Annotated in this window: 16 protein-coding genes; all 16 read right to left on the bottom strand. The window is 36.5% G+C overall.

Going from position 1 to position 18,994, the window contains the following annotated elements:
• Positions 1-6: 6 nt before the first annotated feature.
• On the bottom strand, positions 7-456 hold the full coding sequence (locus DS745_RS10600; protein ID WP_129078229.1) for a cytochrome c maturation protein CcmE: 450 nt from the start codon (positions 454-456) through the stop codon (positions 7-9).
• Between the two features lie 19 nt (positions 457-475).
• Positions 476-1,468, bottom strand: a complete 993-nt coding sequence (locus DS745_RS10595) for a hypothetical protein (protein WP_129078228.1) — start codon at positions 1,466-1,468, stop codon at positions 476-478.
• A 305-nt stretch (positions 1,469-1,773) separates the two neighbouring features.
• Positions 1,774-3,219: an ammonia-forming cytochrome c nitrite reductase subunit c552 gene (locus DS745_RS10590; protein ID WP_241657788.1), complete on the bottom strand. Its 1,446-nt coding sequence runs from the start codon at positions 3,217-3,219 to the stop codon at positions 1,774-1,776.
• Positions 3,220-3,243: 24 nt separating this feature from the next.
• Positions 3,244-3,747 (bottom strand): cytochrome c3 family protein, encoded by a 504-nt coding sequence (locus DS745_RS10585; RefSeq protein WP_129078227.1) that lies wholly within the window; start codon positions 3,745-3,747, stop codon positions 3,244-3,246.
• Positions 3,748-4,217: 470 nt separating this feature from the next.
• Positions 4,218-5,717, bottom strand: coding sequence for an ammonia-forming cytochrome c nitrite reductase subunit c552 (locus tag DS745_RS10580; RefSeq protein WP_129078226.1), 1,500 nt, complete (start codon positions 5,715-5,717; stop codon positions 4,218-4,220).
• Positions 5,717-6,232, bottom strand: a complete 516-nt coding sequence (locus DS745_RS10575) for a cytochrome c3 family protein (RefSeq protein ID WP_129078225.1) — start codon at positions 6,230-6,232, stop codon at positions 5,717-5,719. Before DS745_RS10575 ends, DS745_RS10580 begins: the two co-directional genes overlap by 1 nt.
• A 411-nt stretch (positions 6,233-6,643) precedes the next feature.
• Entirely contained in the window at positions 6,644-7,564 is a 921-nt protein-coding gene (gene opp4C / locus DS745_RS10570) for an oligopeptide ABC transporter permease (RefSeq protein ID WP_129078224.1), read from the bottom strand.
• Positions 7,565-7,577: 13 nt separating this feature from the next.
• The gene (locus tag DS745_RS10565; RefSeq protein ID WP_129078223.1) at positions 7,578-8,525 is read right to left on the bottom strand and encodes an ABC transporter permease; all 948 of its coding nucleotides are present in this window, start codon (positions 8,523-8,525) and stop codon (positions 7,578-7,580) included.
• 105 nt (positions 8,526-8,630) lie between these two features.
• Positions 8,631-10,271, bottom strand: a complete 1,641-nt coding sequence (locus DS745_RS10560; RefSeq protein WP_241657787.1) for a peptide-binding protein — start codon at positions 10,269-10,271, stop codon at positions 8,631-8,633.
• A 37-nt stretch (positions 10,272-10,308) separates the two neighbouring features.
• On the bottom strand, positions 10,309-11,307 hold the full coding sequence (locus tag DS745_RS10555) for an ABC transporter ATP-binding protein (RefSeq protein WP_129078222.1): 999 nt from the start codon (positions 11,305-11,307) through the stop codon (positions 10,309-10,311).
• Positions 11,307-12,287 (bottom strand): ABC transporter ATP-binding protein, encoded by a 981-nt coding sequence (locus DS745_RS10550; RefSeq protein ID WP_129078221.1) that lies wholly within the window; start codon positions 12,285-12,287, stop codon positions 11,307-11,309. The genes DS745_RS10555 and DS745_RS10550 overlap by 1 nt, the downstream gene beginning before the upstream one ends.
• A gap of 602 nt (positions 12,288-12,889) precedes the next feature.
• On the bottom strand, positions 12,890-13,804 hold the full coding sequence (opp4C, locus tag DS745_RS10545; protein WP_129078220.1) for an oligopeptide ABC transporter permease: 915 nt from the start codon (positions 13,802-13,804) through the stop codon (positions 12,890-12,892).
• A gap of 13 nt (positions 13,805-13,817) precedes the next feature.
• Complete coding sequence (locus DS745_RS10540; protein WP_129078219.1) at positions 13,818-14,765, bottom strand: ABC transporter permease; 948 nt, start codon at positions 14,763-14,765, stop codon at positions 13,818-13,820.
• A gap of 182 nt (positions 14,766-14,947) precedes the next feature.
• On the bottom strand, positions 14,948-16,615 hold the full coding sequence (locus tag DS745_RS10535; RefSeq protein WP_241657786.1) for a peptide-binding protein: 1,668 nt from the start codon (positions 16,613-16,615) through the stop codon (positions 14,948-14,950).
• A gap of 68 nt (positions 16,616-16,683) precedes the next feature.
• Entirely contained in the window at positions 16,684-17,703 is a 1,020-nt protein-coding gene (locus DS745_RS10530; RefSeq protein WP_129078218.1) for an ABC transporter ATP-binding protein, read from the bottom strand.
• A gap of 2 nt (positions 17,704-17,705) precedes the next feature.
• The gene (locus tag DS745_RS10525; protein ID WP_129078217.1) at positions 17,706-18,683 is read right to left on the bottom strand and encodes an ABC transporter ATP-binding protein; all 978 of its coding nucleotides are present in this window, start codon (positions 18,681-18,683) and stop codon (positions 17,706-17,708) included.
• Positions 18,684-18,994: the final 311 nt, after the last annotated feature.

Raw genomic sequence — 18,994 nt, 5'->3', positions numbered from 1 at the left:
TCAGTTTCAGTTAGATGTTTTATCATCAAGTAATTCCTTGTGGAATTCAGGATCATAGTTATTCGGATCTTCCCCTTCATACTTCGAAGGACATTTTGTTTTTACACGTTCTGCTTGAAAAGGCTCTCCAGGAACGATATAACCTTCTAAAATAGTAATAACACCTTCGGAGAAGTTATCTGGTCTTACTCCATGATGATAGACAGAAAGAATGTTGCCATCATTATCAACGATGTCAAAACGTAGTTCAATTTCATCAGCACGCCAATCAATTGAACTCTCCACTAAAAATCCTTCTGTTGTTACATAACGTCCTTCATACTTTTCAGCATTTGCCAACACCTGATGGATTGGAAGCTCCGTTCCACTAGCTCCTGGAGTGGCCGCTATTAATAGAATTAAGATAGATAATATAACCGTACTTCCCCCTAATATCACTTTCGTATTCTTTTTCATCTAGCTTCCCCCTTCTACCCTAACCTAGTTTTGCACGCTTTTCTTTATATGTGTTCTCATCTATTTGACCATCCGCTAACAATTTTCGAATTTTTTTCAATTCTTCTTCTTTGTTTACAATTTTCTTAGGAGCTTGTATCTTTTCTTTAGCGTTGTCGTTCGGTTGTTTGTTTTTACGAACGATCATAAATACAAAACCACCTACAAAAACTATAGCTAAGCTAAGTAAGATAATGTTCTCTGCATTGAAAAAGCCACTATCCTGTTTTAATTCTGGTTGTTTAAAGCTTGCATGCGTTTCATCATTAGGAGCACTAAAATCATTCAACGCGTCCATCGTGGTTACAATATCTTCTTTTGTATAAGATACATGTAAGTCATATACTTCACCTACGGTAATCTCGGTATATTCATACATAAAGAACTCTAAACCAAACGTCATTGAACCTAAGTCAGCTTCTTTATCGATCTGAAAGTTCCGAGCTTTATAAGGAGCGTAAACTGCAATATTCAAGTTATTGATCGGTGTTTCGGCAACATATTCAAAGGCAAAGCTTCTGTCAACAACACCCTCAATTGGAGCACTGAAATACTCTAATACAAAGTAATAATTCTCATTTGGACCAATCTCATTTTGGGGAGTCCAAGATATATAACCTTCTTGAACATTGACCGTATAGTTTTCTTCAATTGGTGCTGAGTCTTCCGGACCCTGAAATTGTGCAATAAAACTTGGTTGAAAATTCGGGAGGTGTGTCGGAACACTTACTTTAATTTCTCCGGAATAAGGTGTTTCGGAATGATTGGTAAAGGTTCCGTGATACCCAACTAAAAGCGAGGGAATGTTATAATCCCAGTTCTCTGGATTAATAAATTCTGGCATAATTTTAATATTTAACTCTGTTAAGACTATTGCTTCTTTGTCTGACAAGGCTTCATTGGCTGGTAGTATTGTTAGCTGTAATAAGAGGATCGTTACTAACAATACAAAGCCCCTAACTATCTTTTTCATATATGTTTCTCCCCTTTAAAATCTATCTCTTTTGTTTTCTTTCCTACTTAAACTTTAATATCTTCAGGGGTTGATAACTGTGAGAAAAATCACAGTTCAGCGTGACATAAGTGTGAATGATTTATGTGATAATGTGGAATTCACTACACATTGTTTTAGATTTGGAAATTTATTTACAGCGAAAAACCCTATTGCAGACAGTCTTTTTATAGAGTTGTTTGAAAATTCGTTTCACTAAGGTGTTTTTTAATCACACATTTAACCACAAATACGCCGTACAAAATATGTACGGCGTCTTCACATTTTTATTTTTGAGCTGGGAACCAGTCATTTATAGCATGGGTATGCTTCAGGAATGTATCCGTCTCATTCACAATGTTTTCCATGGTTATTTTAATTTGTCTTTTCAAATCATTAATATCTTCTCCCAATTTTACTAGTTCCTCAGTTGCGACTACAATTGCTGCTTGAGATTCTATAGAAGAAATCCTAAATGCATCTATGGAAGCATCTGGGTTATGAAAACCATATGAGTTTTCGGCTGCGATAATATCCCAGAACCATTGAGCTTTACGAATATGCTCTTGAGCTTCTTTAATTCTATCTTTCGAAACTCCTGCGATTATCATTCGATTAATATAATAGTGAGCTATTGTATTTAATTCTTGTGCCTCCAATAAGGCTTCTTTGTGTCGTTCTTGAATATCTTCAACACGGTCTTTTAGATATGTTGCAGATTTATCACCATGGCAACTACGACATGATTCTTCTATTGTCTTTAGAGGTGATCCCCAGCGGTGCGACGATATTTTCTTTTTACCATCAACTCTTTGGAATGGCATATGGCAATCTGAACAAGTAACACCTGCATTACCATGAGTACCATAACTAGATAATTCAAATTCTGGATGCTGCGCTTTTAAAGAAGGCGTACCGGAAATTTTATGGATCCAATCATAGTTAAAGTCTTCCTCTTTAGCAATTGTTTCATAGTATTCGTACATATCTTCTACTCTTAGTCCTTTATCCCAAGGAAATGTAACCTCTTTCGTTTCAGTCTTAAAGTAGTATTCAACATGACATTGGCCACATACGTAGGATCGCATTTCATTATGAGTGGCTTGTGTTAAGTCTACTCCTTTTCTCTCCATTGCCCTTGTAAAAGATGGTCGGGTTATTCTCAAATCCATGGTAACAGGATCGTGGCAGTCTGAGCAGCCGATTGATAAGTGACCCCACTCACCTAGTTCCTCACTTTCACCACCTTGCCCAAGCTCTTTCACCCTGGGAATAATCTCATTTTGAAAGTTAGCAGCCCAATAACCCTCACCAAATTCAGCTTCGCTTAATAAAAGGGGTACAACAGTTGCTTTACATGTTAAACATGAACCAGTAGTTTTTTCATTAACACGTTTAATATTAATTTGGTCCTCTAAGGCATACGTGTGACCTCTTGTTAAGTTGTACTCAATCGAAAATCCATATCCGCTCCATAAAGCTGGTTGATATGGCTCCAGTGACGGGTCACTTTTTGAAATGACATCTTTTTCATTCTCCATATTTTTCATATAACTTTCCCAATGTAAAGGAAATTTATCTTTGAAGGCAGTGTTTGAAAACTCATTAGGGTCAAGTCCTGTATCCATTGCTTGGCTTTCTTCTGCCCTAGAACTATTGCAGGCTACTAGTACCAACATTAGTAGCAAAAACAAAACTGTTAGTATGATATTTTTTGTATTTTTACTCCCCATATTTCCCCATCCCCTCTGTTAAGATTATTTGTTAAAGTGAAAGTTGCCAGGCTCAAACCACTCTTTTGGTCTAAAGTCACCTTTGTTATGAGGAACTTGGCGGTGACAACTAATACAACCATCTTTCATATCATGTGAGACATTTTCTAGTCCTGGTTCGTGACAGCTAATACAGTTTTTCTCGATCACTTCTCTGGACTTTTCAGTAGCATGAATAACATCAGGAAGTGAGCTCGCACCAAGCGTTGTCTTATAGCCATGACTTACGGCATTAATCCCCTTAAACGTATATTTTGCTAGCTTACTATCTGTAGGTGCATGACAATCATTACAGTTAAGGGCTGCGTGGTTAGAGTTTTCAAAATGTGTAATAGTCTGCTCATAGACATGACAACTTGCACAGAATTCTGGCGTATCGGTAGCATTTATTGCTCCTTCAGTAACTGCCAAAAATACAATTCCTATAAATACTCCGATTAATGTGAAAAGAAATACTTTACTTTTCATTTTCTTCAATAACTCTTTCATAATCTCCCTCCTTTTTTATTGAAACTAAACTTATTTTGAAACTTGTCTCAATAACTATATAAGTCTAGTCATTACTAGCTACCAAACATAATTTGTTGATACTAAAACAAGTTAAAACATTATTCACATTTTTACACAAAATTATTTATTTCGTACTCTAAGGGTACTTTCTTACATTAAATGTAACTGTGACATAAGTCACCAGAGTAAGTGAACAAAGTGTGAACTTTATCACACTAGTTTTGCATTAACTCGTAATAATTTCTTAAACTCATTTCAACTCATTATTTAAGACGTCACTATTTATGGACTTTCTTTGGCATGGCATCAATAATCGTTCTTACAAGAATTTCAAACTTTACAAACCGTGGTAACATTCACGAAAAATTGTGGACATTATGTGAAACTAGTAACAGACTAAAATAAAAAACTCTCTCCAAAGGGCTTACCTTTGAAAAGAGTTTTTCATTTTAGTCACCACGGTGGTTCGGGAACCACTCGTTAATTGCTTGTTTATGTTTTTCGTGATTAACTGTTTCATTTATAACATTTTGTTTAGTAATTTCAATTTGTTGCTTTAACTCTTCAATATTTTCTCCAGCCTTCATTAACTCAATTGTCGCTAGTTCAATTGCTCTTGAAGAAGCAGTAATAGATCTTCTGAATGAGTCCATTGCTCCTTGTGGATTATGGAAGCCTTTTGAGTTTTCAGCTGCAATGATATCCCAGAACCATTGTCCTTCACGAAGTAAATACTGTGCTTCTTTAATCTTCGCCGGGTCAAGCTCGCGAGTCATCATTCTATTTACATAGTAAGTTGCCTGAACACTAATTTCTTGTGCTTCTAATAGAGCAGATTTATGAGTTGTTTGAATATCCTTTACTCTGTCTTTTAAATAAGCTTGTGACTTATCAGCGTGACAAGTACGACAAGATTCTTCTACTGTTTTTAAAGGAGAGCCCCAACGGTGAGAAGAGATTTTTTTCTTGCCGTCAACTCTTTGGTAAGGCATATGGCAATCTGAACACGATACAGTTTGGTGAGGCCCATAACTCCATAATTCATATTCAGGATGTTGTGCTTTTAAGATTGGTTGGTTTGTTAAACGAGAGACATACTCTCCTTGGAATTGTCCTTCTACTTCCCAGATCTCTTCATAATGATCCCACATATTATCCATTCTAACACCTTGTGTCCAAGGGAATGTAGTGTGACGATCATTTGCTGGATCAAAATAGTATTCTACGTGACATTGTGCACAAACTAATGAACGCATATCATGTTGAGTAATTGTATCTAATGTGAACCCTAATTGTTTTTTCATAACTTCTGGGTCCATATTTTCTAAAGAAAGTGTCAACTGTGGCATTGAGATACGTAAATCCATAGTTACAGGATCATGACATGTAGAACATCCAACAGACGCGTGACCGTAGTTGCCAAGTTCGCCACCTTTATCTGCTTCTGTCATTTTATCAATCCAAGGCATTGCTTCTTCATGATAGTTTAATTTAAACGCATTGTCATATCCGAACTCTTCAATCATTTGCGGGAATAATGTTGTTTTACAAGACATACAAGCTGAAATTGCATTTGGGTTCATAGTAATACGTCTTACTTCCATTTGATCTTCAAAAGCATACGTATGACCACGAGTTAGATTATACTCCACTGCGAAACCAAAGCCGTTCCAAAGGATTGGTAAGTATGGCTCAATTGATGGATCATTTTTCGGTTTAACCTCTTTTTCATCAACCATGTTCTTCATAAAACTTTCCCAATGTAGTGGGAATTTATCTTTAAATGCGTAACTGTTCCATTCCTTAGGATCAAGTCCAGTATTCATTGGCTCTTTCTCTTTTGCCTGTGAACTAGCACAACCTACTAATGCAAGCATTAACAATAATGACATTAACACTAAGAGTATTGGCTTTTTATTTATGCTCCCCATTTTTTTCATTCCTTTCATTATTTTCTACCTGCTGGCATAAAGTAAAAATCTTTTGGTTCATACCATTCGGCCGGTCTAAAATCACCCTTAGAGTGCGGCACTTGGCGATGACAGTCAACACAACTGTCTTTTACATCATGTTGTACATTTTGTAAGCTAGGTTCATGGCAACTAATACAGTTCTTATTAATAATCTCTTTTGAGTTTTCAGTTGCATGAAGAACATCTGGAATTTTACTTGCTCCAAGAGTATTCATATACATATGACCCATACCTGCTTTTGCCTTTTCAACGAATTTAATTGCGGCATTATCATGTGGTAGGTGGCAATCGTTACAAGTTAATGCTGCATGGTTTGAATTAGCAAATGTTTCATACACAGTACCCATGACGTGACAGCTAGAGCAAAATTCACCAGTGTCAGTTGCCTTTAAAGTCCCTGCCGTTCCTGCAAATAAAACAATCCCTGCAAACACACCGATAAGCGTAAATAACAAGATCTTCTTATCGAGCCTTTTAAGCTTTTCCCCCATCGGTATCTCTCCTTTCTTATTTACATGGTTTTATTGATTAAGCAATGAACAGTACTTGCTTAAAGTTAAAAATAATTCTGTGTTCCTTGTGTGCAATAACTTACGAGAGTGACTTATCTCACTTCCTGTCTCTATCATACTTTTTTACACTTTCCCACAATGTGATATATATCACTTTTCCTGTTACAGAAGTGTGAACTATTACCGTGAGGTAAATACAAAAAAGCAAGTAAAACCTTATTAAAACAAGGTTTTACCTGCTTTTTCATTTAAGCAACCCGTGAACTAATTGTGAAAAGCACAGTAATGTTTAGTGCCTTTATGTCAAAATATTTCTATGTAGTGTGTGAAAATGTGTAATTTATTTTGTAAAAAAAGAGAGTAACCACATTGTGATTACCCTCAATACATTTATTTTTCAGTTACACGCGGATCTAATGCATCACGTAACCCATCCCCAACAAAGTTAAATGATAATACGGTAAATAGTATCATTAAACCTGGGAAAGTTGGATACCACCATGCAGTTCTAAAGATTGTAACACTTTGAGAATACGTAAGCATGTTACCCCATGTTGATGTAGGTGGTTGAACACCTAACCCTAGGAAACTTAGAGCAGACTCTGCTAAGATAAATCCACCAACAGCAAGCGTCGCAGCAACAATAACTGGTCCCATCGCACTTGGTAAGATTTGACCAAAGATAATTCTTGTATTTGACATACCAATTGTACGAGCAGCTAGTACGAACTCACGTTTCTTCAACGTTAGGAACTCACCACGTACTAAACGAGCCGTTCCTGTCCAACTCAGTAGTGCAAACACAATAATTAATTTATCTAGACTAGGCTCTAATACTGCTACTAATGTAATCAGTAAGAAGATATTAGGGAAAGAAATAATAATATCAACTAAACGCATTAAGAATGCATCAACTAATCCACCAAAGTAACCAGCAACTGCCCCAACTGTAGTACCAATTGTTACAGCACCAATCATCGCTACGAAACCAACGAATAATGATACTCGACCACCGAATAAAAGACGGCTAAAGATATCTCTTCCCAAGTGGTCTGTCCCTAATAAGAACTCAGCACTTGGTGCTGCTAAACGATTTCTTAGGTTTTGAAAATCAGGGTCATGTGGTGCAATCCAAGGCGCAAGTAATGCACTAATTACGATAATAGCGAGCATTACTAAACCAACAACTGCTAATTTATTTTGTAAAAACTTCGCAATGATAATAGATAATAATGAGCGTCTTTCTCCTAACGATTGTACATCGCTAAATTTTGCTTTGTTATTCGGAAGATTTACTTCTGGTTTTGCCAACGTTCGCCACCTCCTAATATTCGATTCTTGGATCTAGAACAGCGTATAAAATATCAGCAATAAGGTTACCTAAAACTGTCAGAATAGCACCAAACATTGTGATTGCCATAATAACAGGATAGTCTCTTTCAAATGTCGCATCAATAAAAAGTTTACCAATACCAGGCCAGCTAAATAATGACTCAACAATTACAGACCCACCGATAAATGTTGGTAACATTAAACCGAAGATCGTAATGATTGGAATAAGTCCATTTCTTAATCCATGCTTGTAAATAACTTTACTTTCACGGAAGCCTTTTGCTCTTGCTGTACGAATATAATCTTGGTTAATAACCTCTAACATACTTGAACGAGTATAGCGTGTTAATCCAGCCATATCTGCTGTTGCTAATACGATCGCAGGTAAGATTAAATGGTGAAGTCTATCTAGCAAACTAAATTCTGCACCTAGAGTAGAAACTCCTCCAACTGGTGTCCAGCCTAACTGAACAGAGAACAACATAATTAGCATTAACCCCAACCAGAAGTTAGGCGTAGCTAGTCCTAAAAACGACGTAATTGTCACACCATAGTCTAACTTTGAATACTGTTTGGTAGCTGAAAGTACCCCAAATGGTATCGCAATAATTACTGCTAATATAGTTGAGAATAACATTAATATAAGTGTGTTTGGTAATCGATCTAAAATCATGTCTTTAACAGGTTGTTTCTTTGTAAAAGAAGTACCAAAATCTCCTTTTACAACGTTCCCCATCCAATTAAGATATTGGATGTGTGGAGGGTCATTTAGGCCTAATTTCTCCATTTGTCTTTCACGATCTTCCACTGAAATATCTGGGTCTAAATTCATAACCGCAGGTTTTCCAGGTGCCGCATACATAATTGCAAAGGAGATAATTGATATCCCAAAAAGAATCGGAATCATCATAATTAATCGGCGAATAATATAAGTCGTCATCTTTAAACTCCTTTACTAATGAGTATTTTTATATAAGAAGAGGGGAATTACTTCCCCTACTACTTATACTTTTTTGCGATTGTTAATAGCAGTATTGAATACCTACTATTGATTTAACCACCATTCGTTAACTTTGTACATGTCAATACGTGGGTGATGTGTAAATCCTTGTACTTGTTTTGATAAAGCGACGAATTGTTGTGGATAGAACAGGTACGTGTATGGTTGCTCTTCAGCTAAGATTTCCCAAGCTTCAGCAAGTAATGCTGCACGTTCTGTTTGGTCAATAATTTTTGTATTTAAGTCAGCAATTTCGTCAACTCTGTCGTTTCTGTAGGCACTTCTGTTTAAACCATTTTCAATCTCTTTAGAATGCCAGATTGCACTTGGATCTGGATCAAGAGCTAAGCCCCAAGCCATAACAACTGCATCAAAATCAAAGTTTGGTGCGTTAATCTTATCTAAAAATGCACCCCACTCCATTTGTTCTGCTTTTACTTCAATTCCAACTTGTGCAAGGTATTGTTGAGCGATAATTCCGATGTCACGGCGTACAACGTTACCACTGTTTGAAAGGATTGTGAAAGAAAATCTTTCGCCATCTTTTTGAAGGATGCCATCTGATCCTGGCTCCCAACCAGCTTCAGCTAATAGTTGCTTAGCTTTCTCCGGATCATAATCAAACTTAGCTACATTATCATTGTATGCCCAGCTTAATGGAGATACTGGTGCGTGTGCTACTGTAGCATTACCTTCCATGATTGTTTCAGCAATTTCTTGACGGTCAATTGCATGCGTTAATGCTTGTCTTACTTTTTTATCTTCAAATAAAGGACGAGCTAAATTCCAACCAATATAGTCATATCGTAAAGCTAATGTTGAGTGAAGGTTTACATGGTCATAGTATTCAACTGTTGCAAGCTCAGTTGTAGGAACGATCATGTGATGGATATCTCCAGTTTCAAGTAATAATACTAGCGCATTTGAATCACTTGCGAAACGGAACGTTACATTATCAAGGTACGGACGACCTTCAAAGTACTCTTCGTTTGCTTCTAATACAAGGTTTTGACCAGTAGTCCAGCTAACAAATTTAAAAGGACCTGCACCAATTGGCTTGTCAATATTAAACTCACGATATTCCTCTAAATCAGCAACTGGAACATGCTCTAATAAATGTTTTGGTAAGATACCGTAACCAGTTAATGTGCCAAAACGAGCATCAGCTTCATTTAAAGTAAATTTAACTGTATACGTATCAATAGCTTCTACTTTTTCTAAAGCAGTGAAGCTACCAGCACGTGGTCCAGTATAGTCTTCATGTTTAAAAATGCTGTACGTAAATGCTACGTCTTCAGCAGTAACCTCAACACCATCATGGAATAAAACACCTTCGTGCATGTGGAATGTCCACTCTAATCCATCTTCAGAGATTTCAGCTAGATCTTTAGCAACTACAGGTATAACTTCTAAGTTTTCATTCGTACCTGTTAAACCAACAAAAACTAAGTCAGTGATATCTCCACTTGCAGTATCTGTTGAGTATAATTCGTTAAAAATTACTGGCTCACCTGATGTACCAAGTATTAGGTTTCCACCAAATTGTGGCTCACCTGTTGGTTGATCAGCAGTGTTTTCATTTGTTTCTGTTTGTGGTGCAGCATTATTCCCACCACATGCTACTAAGAATAGTGAAACCATTAATAGTAGGCTTAACATTGTAAAATATGACTTATTTTTAAGCAATTGTGTTACCTCCTAGAATTTTTCTACATTTATATCATTAGTTGTATAAATGACATGCTACAAAATGTCCAGGCTCAAGTTCTTTCAGAACCGGAACAGCTTCTTTACAGTGATCCATCGCTTGCGGGCAACGTGTATGGAATACACACCCCTTAGGTGGATTTGAAGGACTCGGAACATCACCTTTTAAGATAATTCTTTCACGCTTCACTTCACTTGGATGTGACTTCGGAATCGCAGATAAAAGTGCTTGTGTATAAGGATGAAGCGGATTGCTGTATAATGTTTTCTTATCAGTTACTTCCATCATTCTTCCTAAATACATAACACCGATACGATCTGAGATATGCTTAACTACAGCAAGGTCATGGGCAATAAATAGGTATGTTAACCCAAATTCTTTTTGTAAATCATCCATAATGTTTAGAACTTGTGACTGAATTGATACGTCTAATGCAGATACTGGCTCATCTCCAATAATTAATTTTGGATTAAGCGTAAGTGCACGAGCAATACCAATTCTTTGACGCTGTCCACCTGAGAACTCATGTGGGTAGCGATCTCTTAATGTTGGATTTAAACCAACTCGATCTAAAAGATGCTCAACTCTCTCTTTACGTTCAGCCTTTGAATAAAGATTGTGAACACGGAAAGGCTCTTCAAGAATAGTCCCAACTGTTTTTCTAGGGTTTAGTGAAGAATACGGATCTTGGAATACCATTTGTATATCTTTACGATATGGCTTTAATTCCTTTTCTTTTAGCTTAGATAAATCTTGGCCTTCGAAAAGTATCTCTCCCTCTGTAGGTTCATACAAACGAATAATTGTTCTACCCGTTGTTGATTTACCACAGCCAGACTCACCTACTAATCCGAAAGTTTCACCTTTTTTAATAAAGAAACTTACATCGTCGACAGCTTTTACATTTCCAACAGTTTTTTGAAGAATTCCCGCTTTAATTGGAAAATATTTTTTCAATCCATTTACTTCAAGTAAAATATCACTCTTGTCTGTATGATTTTTTAAGGTAGACATTATTTATTACCTCCTTCCTCATGCAAGAAACAACGAGACTTACGCCCTGGCTCAATTTCTTTCAAATCTGGTTGTTGCTCTATACAGATATCCATAACATGCGGACAACGTGTTGCGAAACGACATCCTTTTGGAAAATTGTCTGGAGAAGGAACATTTCCTCCGATTGAAGATAAACGTTCTTGCTCTTCATCAATTTTAGGAACTGAACTTAACAGGCCTTTTGTATATGGATGTAGTGGATTGTCAAACATCTCAACAATTCCTGACTCTTCGACTACTTGTCCTGCGTACATTACAATTACACGATCAGCTAATTCAGCTACTACCCCTAAGTCATGCGTAATTAGAATAATTGAAGAATTAAACTTCTCTGAAAGCTCTTTCATTAATTCTAAGATTTGTGCCTGAACAGTTACATCTAATGCTGTTGTTGGTTCATCAGCAATTAGTAATTTCGGATCACAACTCATCGCCATCGCAATCATGACACGTTGTCTCATCCCACCAGATAAACGATGTGGATAATCATCAAGGATTTCTTCAGCACGAGCAAAACCAACGATCTTTAACAATTCAACGGCTTTTAGTCTAGCTTCTTTTTTACTTAACTTTTTATGGTAAATAAGAACTTCTGTAATCTGTTCCCCAATTGTTAATACTGGGTTTAGTGAAGACATTGGCTCTTGGAAGATCATTGCTATTTCATTACCGCGGACTTTGAACATTTCATTTTCACTTAATGAAAGTAAATTCGTTCCGTCAAAATTGATTTCACCAGCTACTGTTTTTCCACCTGGTTTTGGCACAAGACCCATAATAGAAAGAGATGTGATACTCTTACCTGAACCTGATTCACCAACGATAGCTAATGTCTCACCTTTTTTCACTTCGAAGTCTACACCATCTACAACAGGTAAAACTTTATTCTTAGCGAAAAAATGGGTCTTTAAATTTTTTACTTCTAATAAAGTAGACATCTTATGCTTCACCACCTTATAAAATTTACAAACTGCTAATCTATTAAATTATAAATTAATCATTATATCAAGAAACTCTGAATACAAATTTTATAAACTGTCGACAAATTGTAAAACTATAAAGAGTAACGTTTAAAATGTTATATTAATGTAACAAATTTGTCAATGTTAATTTATTTCTATTTTTTTACTTCGGTGAATTTTGTAAATTGTCAGTGATTATCTTTCTATTCAAAAAGTAATCACTCTACAAGATGTTATATAAAGATAATTTAGATCAGCGCGAATAATTAAAATATTTTCCTAATTTAAATTATTTAAACATATTAAAACGTTTTTCTAATATAATATTAACACGATATACTCTCTAACTCTAGTGATTGGACAGAATTTAATCTTGTAATGTTTACCACACATCTTAAAAACCTTATACATCAACACTTTAATTAAACTTGTCATATGTTTTCAGAAATAATTGGTTACGATGTGCGAAAGTGAAATATATTATATTAATAAAACAAATATTTATAAGTCCTTAATTGACAAATATATAAACAAGAAAAAAGCTTACTGAATTCATTCAGTAAGCTTTTTTCTATTATTTATTTTTCAGTAACACGCGGATCTAACGCATCACGTAACCCATCACCAACAAAGTTGAATGATAATACTGTAAGTAAAATCATTACACCAGGGAACGTTGGGTACCACCATGCAGTTCTAAAAATAGTAACACTTTGGGAATACGTAAGCATGTTACCCCAAGTTGAAGTAGGAGGCTGAACTCCTAAACCTAAGAAACTTAGAGCAGACTCTGCTAGGATAAAACTACCAACTGCAAGTGTTGCTGCTACGATAACAGGACCAAACGCACTCGGTAAGATCTGTCCAAAGATAATTCTTGTGTTCGACATGCCAATTGTTCTAGCGGCCAGTACAAACTCACGTTTCTTTAAAGTTAAGAACTCTCCACGTACTAAACGTGCTGTTCCAGTCCAACTAAGTAATGCAAAGACAATAATTAGTTTATCGATACTTGGTTCAAGAACTGCGACTAGCGTAATTAATAAGAAGATATTAGGGAAAGAGATGATAATATCAACTAAACGCATTAAGAACGCATCAACTAATCCACCAAAGTACCCAGCAACTGCCCCAACTGTTGTTCCAATTGTCACAGCTCCAACCATCGAAACAAATCCTACGAACAATGATACTCTACCACCAAATAATAGACGGCTAAAAATATCTCTCCCTAAGTGATCTGTTCCTAATAAGAACTCTGCACTCGGTTGTGCCAATCGATTTCTCAAATTCTGAAAATCAGGATCATGTGGTGCAATCCACGGTGCTAATAATGCACTTCCAACGATAATAGCTAGCATTATTAATCCAAAAACAGCTAGTTTATTTTGTAAGAATTTCGAAATAATAATAGATAGAAGTGAGCGTCTTTCACCAAACGTTTGTTCAATACGCTTCTTCTCATTTAGTGGTTGTAATTCTGGTTTAGCCATAATAGCGCACCTCCTAGTACTCGATCCTTGGATCTAGAACTGCATAAAGAATATCTGCAATTAAGTTCCCAAGGACTGTCAGTACAGCACCAAACATTGTGATCGCCATAATAACAGGATAGTCCCTTTCAAATGTTGCATCAATAAATAACTTTCCAATTCCAGGCCAACTAAATAACGATTCAACGATAACAGAACCACCAATAAAACCAGGAAGCATTAAACCAAATATTGTAATAATAGGGATTAGTCCATTACGCAAGCCATGCTTATAAATTACCGTACGTTCACGAAACCCTTTTGCTCTCGCAGTACGAATATAATCTTGATTGATAACCTCTAACATACTCGAACGTGTATATCGCGTTAAACCAGCCATATCAGCAGTTGCAAGTACTATTGCAGGTAAAATCAAGTGATGAAGACGATCTAGTATACTAAAGTCTGCCCCTAATGTGGATACACCACCAACTGGCGTCCAACCAAGTTGAACCGAGAATAACATAATTAACATTAGTCCTATCCAAAAGTTAGGACTCGCTAATCCTAAAAATGATGTAATCGTTACACCGTAATCTAGTTTTGAATATTGCTTTGTAGCTGAAAGTACACCAAAAGGAATTGAAATAATAACTGCTAGAATAGTAGAAAAGATCATTAAGATTAACGTGTTTGGTAGTCTGTCTAAAATCATGTCTTTAACAGGTTGTTTCTTTGTAAAAGAAGTTCCAAAATCTCCTTTTACAACATTCCCCATCCAATTAAGATATTGCACATGTGGTGGATCATTTAGACCTAACTTCTCCATTTGTCTTTCACGGTCTTCCACAGAGATGTCCGGATCCAAGTTCATTACAGCTGGTTTCCCTGGTGCCGCATACATAATGGCAAAGGAGATCACTGAGATCCCAAAAAGAATAGGAATCATCATTACTAGTCGGCGAATTAAGTACGTCGTCATTTTTTCTACTCCCTTACGAATTATTTAAAAGAAAAACTTGGCTTGTCGCCAAGTTTAAAAGCGAGCGCCTTCGTTTTTCTTATACTTTATAAAATCCATAACCAAACACTAAGGTTATAGCCTTTAAAAAGTATAAGGAATGAGGGGACAAACGTCCCCTCTTATCCTTAACTCTTTGACAATTAGTTGTTGTCAATCCACCATTCGTTAACACGGTAGAATGTTACACGAGGATGGTGAGTAAATCCTTGAATTTTGTTGTTCATTGCAAGATGTTGTTGTGGATAGTATAGGTACGTGTATGGTTGCTCTTCAGCTAGGATTTCCCATACTTTCGCAAGTTCCTTAGCACGCTCAGTTTGATCAAGGATCTTTCTGTTTGCATCAGAAATTGCATCTACTTCTGCATTTGAGAAGCTAATGTTGTTTAAACCTTGAGCGATTTCTTTTGAGTGCCAGATTGCAGTTGGATCTGGATCAAGAGCTAAGCCCCAAGCTAATACTACAGCATCGAAATCATAGTTTGGAGGGTTGATTTTGTCTAAGAATGCGCCCCACTCCATTTGTTCTGGTTTCACTTCAATACCAATTTGTCCTAGGTATTGTTGAACGATAATACCGATATCACGACGAGTTGTGTTTCCATCGTTTGAAAGAATTGTAAATGAGAATTTTTGTCCATCTTTTTGAAGAATTCCGTCTGCACCTGGCTCCCAGCCAGCTTCAGCTAATAATTCTTTTGCTTTTTCAGGGTTGAATTCAAATTTAGGAACATTGTCATTGTATGCCCAGCTAAGTGGAGATACAGGAGCATGTGCTACTTGTGCACGTCCTTCTAAAATTGTTTCAGTAATTTCTTCACGATCAATTGCATGTGTTAAAGCTTGACGAACTTTTGTATCTTGGAATAATGGGTTTTGTAAGTTCCACCCAATATAGTCATAACGTAAAGCTAAAGTTGAAGAAAGTTTTACATGGTTAAACGTTTCAATTGTTGCAAGCTCAGAAGCAGGCGCAACGATGTGGTCTACATCACCAGTTTGAAGTAAAAGTACTAATGCGTTAGCATCAGCAGCAAAACGCCAAGTGATTTTGTCAAGGTACGGACGACCTTCAAAATACTCATCAAAAGCTTCTACTACTAAGTTTTGTCCTGGAGTCCAGCTAACAAATTTGAATGGACCAGCACCAATTGGATTTTCAATATTAAACGATCTGTAATCTTCTAAATCAGCGATAGCAACATCTTCCAATAAATGCTTAGGTAAGATTGAGTACCCAGCAGTGATTGCCCATTGTGCATCTGGCTCAGATAAAGTGAATTGTACAGTGTACTTGTCTAAAGCTTCAACTTTTTCAAGTTGAGCAAACGTGCTTCCACGAGGACCAGTATAGTCTGGGTGGATAGGAATATTGAATGAGAATACTACGTCATCAGCAGTTAATTCAGTACCGTCATGGAACAGAACACCTTCACGTAGTTTATAAGTCCAAACTAGACCATCTTCAGAGATCTCTGGGAAATCTACAGCGATAGCAGGTACCATTTCAAGATTTTCGTTAGAACGCATTAAACCAGCGAATACTAAATCAGTAACATCAGCACTAGCTGAGTCTTGGTTATAGTAATCGTTAAACATTACAGGCTCACCAGAAGCACCTAATACAATGCTTCCACCTTGTACTGGCTCTCCAGTTGGAGCTTCTTCAGTAGTGTCTGTTGTTTCAGTTGGAGCTGCTGAGTCTCCAGTTTCAGTAGTTGTGTCATTACCGCCGCCACAAGCTACTAAAAACAAAGATAACATTAAAATCATGCTTAGAAGTGTTAATAATGACTTCTTCATTTTCATTTGTATTTCCCCCTTAGGATTTTTTTATAATTTAGTATAGAGTCGATTTCTTTCTTCTTACCAATAAACTAATTGTATAGATGGCAAGCAACAAAGTGACCAGGCTCTAACTCTTTTAACATAGGTACAGCTTCTTTACAATGATCCATTGCCTGCGGACAGCGTGTATGAAATACACAGCCCTTAGGTGGATTTGATGGACTTGGAACGTCACCTTTTAAGATAATACGTTCGCGCTTAACCTCGCTAGGATGCGATTTTGGTATCGCTGAAAGGAGCGCTTGCGTATATGGGTGAAGCGGATTACTATATAACGTCTTTTTATCCGTTACTTCCATCATTCTCCCTAAGTACATTACCCCAATACGATCAGAAATATGCTTTACAACCGCTAAGTCATGGGCAATGAAAAGGTACGTTAATCCAAATTCTTTTTGCAGGTCATCCATAATGTTTAATACTTGTGACTGGATCGATACATCCAGTGCTGAGACTGGCTCATCACCGATAATTAGTTTCGGATTCAATGTTAGCGCGCGGGCAATTCCAATACGCTGGCGTTGTCCACCTGAAAATTCATGCGGATACCTGTCACGTAGTGTTGGGTTTAAGCCAACACGGTCTAATAAATGTTCAACTCTATCTTTTCTTTCAGCTTTCGTATATAGATTATGAACCCGGAAAGGCTCTTCTAAGATCGTTCCAACAGTTTTTCTTGGATTTAATGAAGAATAAGGATCCTGGAATACCATTTGGATATCTTTACGATAAGGCTTTAGTTGACTTTCTTTTAAACCAGAAATATCTTGACCATCAAAGAGGATCTCTCCTTCTGTTGGCTCATACAAACGAATGATCGTTCTCCCCGTTGTTGATTTTCCACATCCAGACTCTCCTACAAGTCCAAACGTTTCTCCCTTCTTAATGAAGAAACTTACATCATCAACAGCTTTGACATGTCCAACAGTTTTCTGAAGAATTCCTGACTTGATTGGGAAATACTTCTTTAATCCCTTTACTTCTAGTAATATATCTGACTTCGTATCTATTGAGGTACTTTTGCTAGTTTCTAATGTTACATTACTCATTGTTAGATATCTCCTTCCTCATGCAAGAAACAACGTGACTTGCGACCTGGATATACTTCAAGAAGTTCTGGCTGGCTTTCTAAACATTTTGCCATAACATGTGTACAGCGTGTCGAGAAACGACAACCTTTCGGGAAGTTGTCCGGAGAAGGAACATTTCCACCAATTGAAGATAAACGCTCTTGTTCTTCATCAATCTTTGGAACAGAGTTTAGTAAACCTTGTGTATAAGGGTGTAACGGATTATCAAATAATTCAATGATTGTCGATTCTTCCACTACTTGACCAGCGTACATAACTAAAACTCGATCGGCTAGCTCAGCAACTACTCCTAAGTCATGAGTAATTAATATAATAGAAGAACTAAACTTCTTTGATAATTCCTTCATTAACTCTAGGATTTGCGCCTGCACTGTAACATCTAATGCAGTTGTTGGCTCGTCAGCAATTAATAACTTCGGATCGCAACTCATCGCCATGGCGATCATAACCCTTTGTCTCATTCCACCTGATAAACGGTGAGGATAATCATCTAAGATCTCTTCTGCTCGAGCAAAACCAACAATTTTTAGTAATTCGATTGCTTTATCTCTTGCTTCTTTTTTCGAAATCTTTTTGTGATAAATTAAGACTTCAGTGATTTGTTCTCCAATCGTTAAAACTGGATTTAACGATGACATCGGCTCTTGGAAGATCATTGCAATGTCATTTCCACGAACTTTAAACATTTCATTATCACTCAAGGATAGCAAATCAGTTCCATCGAAAATGATCTCTCCAGCAACTGTTTTTCCACCCGGCTTTGGCACAAGACCCATAATTGATAAAGAGGTAATACTCTTTCCAGATCCTGATTCACCAACGATAGCTAACGTCTCTCCTTTTTTTACCGTAAAGTCTAACCCGTCAACTACAGGAAGTACTTTATTCTTCGCAAAAAAGTGAGTCTTTAAATTCTTTACTTCTAATAACGTAGACATTGCTTCCATTCACCACCTAATTCAATCAATCTATCAATCCAGTAACTCTGCTTTTGAAAAGTATTTAAAGAGAGTTAATTTTCTAATAATTTAACGCAGATAATTTTTTGAATATAGTAATTTTTCTTACATACTGAATATTACACCAGCTTGGAAATTGTGTCAATAATATTACAGTATTTTTTAGAAAATAAAAATTCCTTTGAATTTATTCACTATTGTTGCGATTTATATGTATTAAAAGTAACAATATCTAAGTAAGGTTGTATATTTTTCTACACTCGGGTAATTGTTTTAATTATTCCGAAAAA

This window comes from Anaerobacillus alkaliphilus, from assembly GCF_004116265.1.
Classification (GTDB): domain Bacteria; phylum Bacillota; class Bacilli; order Bacillales; family Anaerobacillaceae; genus Anaerobacillus; species Anaerobacillus alkaliphilus.
The sequence above is the reverse complement of the archived record's forward strand: the minus strand, read 5'-3'. Positions and strand labels throughout refer to the sequence as shown.